Raw genomic sequence first — 2683 nt, 5'->3', positions numbered from 1 at the left:
AAGGGCGAAGCTTATATCGAAATTAAAGAAGAGTTTGCAGAAGAATCCTAAGCATGGCCGAGAATATTTCTAACGCCCCTCCTGTACTGGCACTCACGCCTGGTGAGCCAGCCGGTATTGGCCCTGAATTAGTCATTCAACTAGCGCAAAGCGAGCTAGCCTGTTCACTGCTTATTTTTGCTGATAAGCAAATGATGGAAGAACGGGCGGCACTCTTGAATCTTGGCTTCTCAGTAAAAGATTGGCAGGAGTATTCTCGGCAAAATGAACCTGGGCTATATATTCAACACGTCTCGCTCGCTCGCCCTTGCCAAGCCGGTCAGCTCAATGTGGCCAACGCCTCCTATGTCGTTGAATGCCTTGACCAGGCGATTGATGCTTGCTCATCAGGTCGTGCCGATGCCTTGGTTACTGCCCCCTTACACAAAGGCATCATCAATGACTCGGGTACTGCTTTCACAGGGCACACCGAACACCTGCAAATGCGATGCGGCGTTAGTAAAGTTGTGATGATGCTAGCAAGCCCTCGTATGAAAGTGGCACTAGCAACGACTCATCTTCCTTTAGCAGAAGTTAGTCGTAATATTACCCCTGACAACCTGAAACAGGTCATTCAGATTCTCATTGACGACCTGAAGAGCAAGTTTGGTATCAAGCAACCACGTATTCTCGTGGCAGGCTTAAACCCTCATGCAGGTGAAAACGGCCATATGGGCAGGGAAGAAATCGATATTATTGCGCCTGTTATGGCAAGCTTTAAGAGCCAGGCAGAATTACTAGGCCCCTTACCTGCCGATACCTTATTCAATAAAAAATACTTAGAAGAAGCCGATGCAGTACTGGCCATGTATCACGATCAGGGCCTACCTGTGTTAAAGTTCGATGGCTTTGGTGAGTCGGTCAATATTACGCTCGGCCTGCCGATCATCCGTACTTCAGTAGACCATGGCACAGCACTAGATCTCGCTGGCAGCGGGCAAGCAGATGTCGGTAGTTTGAAAACGGCCGTAGATATCGCTTTGCAAATGGCGTCCGCTCAAGGCTAAACAAACAGTTTAACACCCAAAATTCAAGAGAAGGCAGGCAAGATGGCTAAACACAATCAGAAAGCAGGTCACCAGGCTCGTAAGCGCTTTGGTCAAAACTTTCTTCATGACGACGCAGTCATCAGCCGAATCATTAGCGGCATCAACCCCCAACCTGATGATCGTTTGGTAGAGATTGGGCCTGGTCTTGGTGCGCTTACTGAACCCTTGCTTGAGGCAAGCGAAGGAAATCTCCAAGTCGTAGAGCTTGATCGTGACTTGATCCCTATCCTGCGCACAAAATTCTTTAACTATCCCGACTTCGTCATTCACGAATCAGATGCCTTGAAGTTCGACTTTGATCAACTGGCAGATGACGAACATAAGTTAAGAATCGTCGGCAACCTGCCTTATAACATATCAACACCGCTCATCTTTCATTTGCTGGAAAGCATTACTAACCTGAAAGACATGCATTTTATGCTACAAAAAGAAGTAGTAGAGCGTATGGCTGCAGCACCGAGCACTTCACACTATGGCCGCTTGGGTATCATGACTCAGTACTATTGCCGTGTTCAACCACTGTTTATTGTCGGCCCTGAATCATTTGACCCGGCACCAAAAGTTGAGTCAGCCATTGTCCGCCTGGTTCCGCATGCTACGCTTCCTTATCCTGTTGAATCGGTAGAGCGTCTTCAGCATATTGTACGCACAGCCTTCACTAAGCGTCGTAAAACTCTACGTAATGCGCTCAGCGGCGCAGTAGAACCTGAAGCACTTGAGGATTTGAATATCGATGCAGGGCTGCGACCAGAGAACCTGACGGTGGAACAGTTTACTCAGTTAGCGAATTGGAAAAAGTACTAAGAACTAGCTCTCTAAGCCTTACCAAGGCAGAGGCTCAACTCTTGATTGCCAATGCATCGTAGCCAGGTCATCTGTTAAGACCTCTGTTTGCGCCACTACCTTTCGCCAGTAGCTTATTCGCTCTTGGTCACTTAGATTCAAGAAGTCATGACGATCAGGGATTTTCTTATAAGGCAGGCTGGCCACAAATTCTTCTGATGGCACCAGCATAATCGTCTTGGCGTAGTTTGCTTTGCTCGGTTTTCGCCAAGGTCGATATTGATTGATCCAGCCCTTGTCAAACCAGCCCGGCACCGGAATATTCGCAAAGTGTGGAAACAGAACAAAACCATCTTTAGGCAACAAAGGTAAGTCAAAAGCATAATCTGTAATGCCCCCATCTTGGGGTCCTAGGGATTTTGCCTCCATATATCGCAAAACCCTCTGAAGCTCCCGTCTGCCGTGGCCTGTAGAGGGCTATTAATTTCTAATTCACCAAAAATTTGTTATCTTCTTTGACCTTTAGGTCAAAGAATGAGCAGAGACAAACGGCTATCAATTCTCACTGCCGCGGAAATCGAGGATTTATACAGCGTTCCTTCCTTCAACGAGTCTTATCAGCGGTTTTACTTCGCGCTAAATGATAAAGAACTTGCGGAGCTATCCAGAATACGGCAACGCAAGTACCGTTGTGTTGCCGTTGCATTGTTGGGCTACTTCAAATGCAAACCGATCCTGCTCAACCCGAGTTATAAATCCATGCAGGATGACTTGGCATTTATTGCGCGATTTCACTTTAAAGACCTCAAGTT

4 protein-coding genes are annotated in these 2683 nt (G+C 47.1%); 3 read left to right on the top strand and 1 reads right to left on the bottom strand.

Annotated features, from left to right (window positions below):
- Positions 1–53: 53 nt before the first annotated feature.
- Positions 54–1046, top strand: a complete 993-nt coding sequence (pdxA, locus tag A3757_RS17130) for a 4-hydroxythreonine-4-phosphate dehydrogenase PdxA (RefSeq protein ID WP_197470102.1) — start codon at positions 54–56, stop codon at positions 1044–1046.
- 42 nt (positions 1047–1088) lie between these two features.
- Positions 1089–1892 carry a 16S rRNA (adenine(1518)-N(6)/adenine(1519)-N(6))-dimethyltransferase RsmA gene (rsmA, locus tag A3757_RS17125; RefSeq protein WP_068511087.1) on the top strand — a complete coding sequence of 268 codons (804 nt, stop codon included), beginning with the start codon at positions 1089–1091 and terminating at the stop codon, positions 1890–1892.
- 18 nt (positions 1893–1910) lie between these two features.
- On the opposite strand, the gene A3757_RS17120 is transcribed toward rsmA, so the two are convergent.
- Complete coding sequence (locus A3757_RS17120; RefSeq protein ID WP_068509196.1) at positions 1911–2300, bottom strand: hypothetical protein; 390 nt, start codon at positions 2298–2300, stop codon at positions 1911–1913.
- 105 nt (positions 2301–2405) lie between these two features.
- On the opposite strand from A3757_RS17120, the gene A3757_RS17115 reads away from it, so the two are divergent.
- Positions 2406–2683: DUF4158 domain-containing protein (locus A3757_RS17115; protein ID WP_156506380.1), on the top strand; the 278-nt coding region annotated here is incomplete at its 3' end.

The organism is Oleiphilus sp. HI0117 (assembly GCF_001635235.1).
The sequence above is the reverse complement of the archived record's forward strand: the minus strand, read 5'-3'. Positions and strand labels throughout refer to the sequence as shown.

What these genes read in the sequence shown, in the direction of transcription:
- rsmA (WP_068511087.1), top strand. Translation starts at nt 1,089, where the DNA reads ATGGCTAAACACAATCAGAAAGCAGGTCACCAGGCTCGTAAGCGCTTT.
- A3757_RS17120 (WP_068509196.1), bottom strand. Translation starts at nt 2,300, where the DNA reads ATGGAGGCAAAATCCCTAGGACCCCAAGATGGGGGCATTACAGATTAT.
- pdxA (WP_197470102.1), top strand. Translation starts at nt 54, where the DNA reads ATGGCCGAGAATATTTCTAACGCCCCTCCTGTACTGGCACTCACGCCT.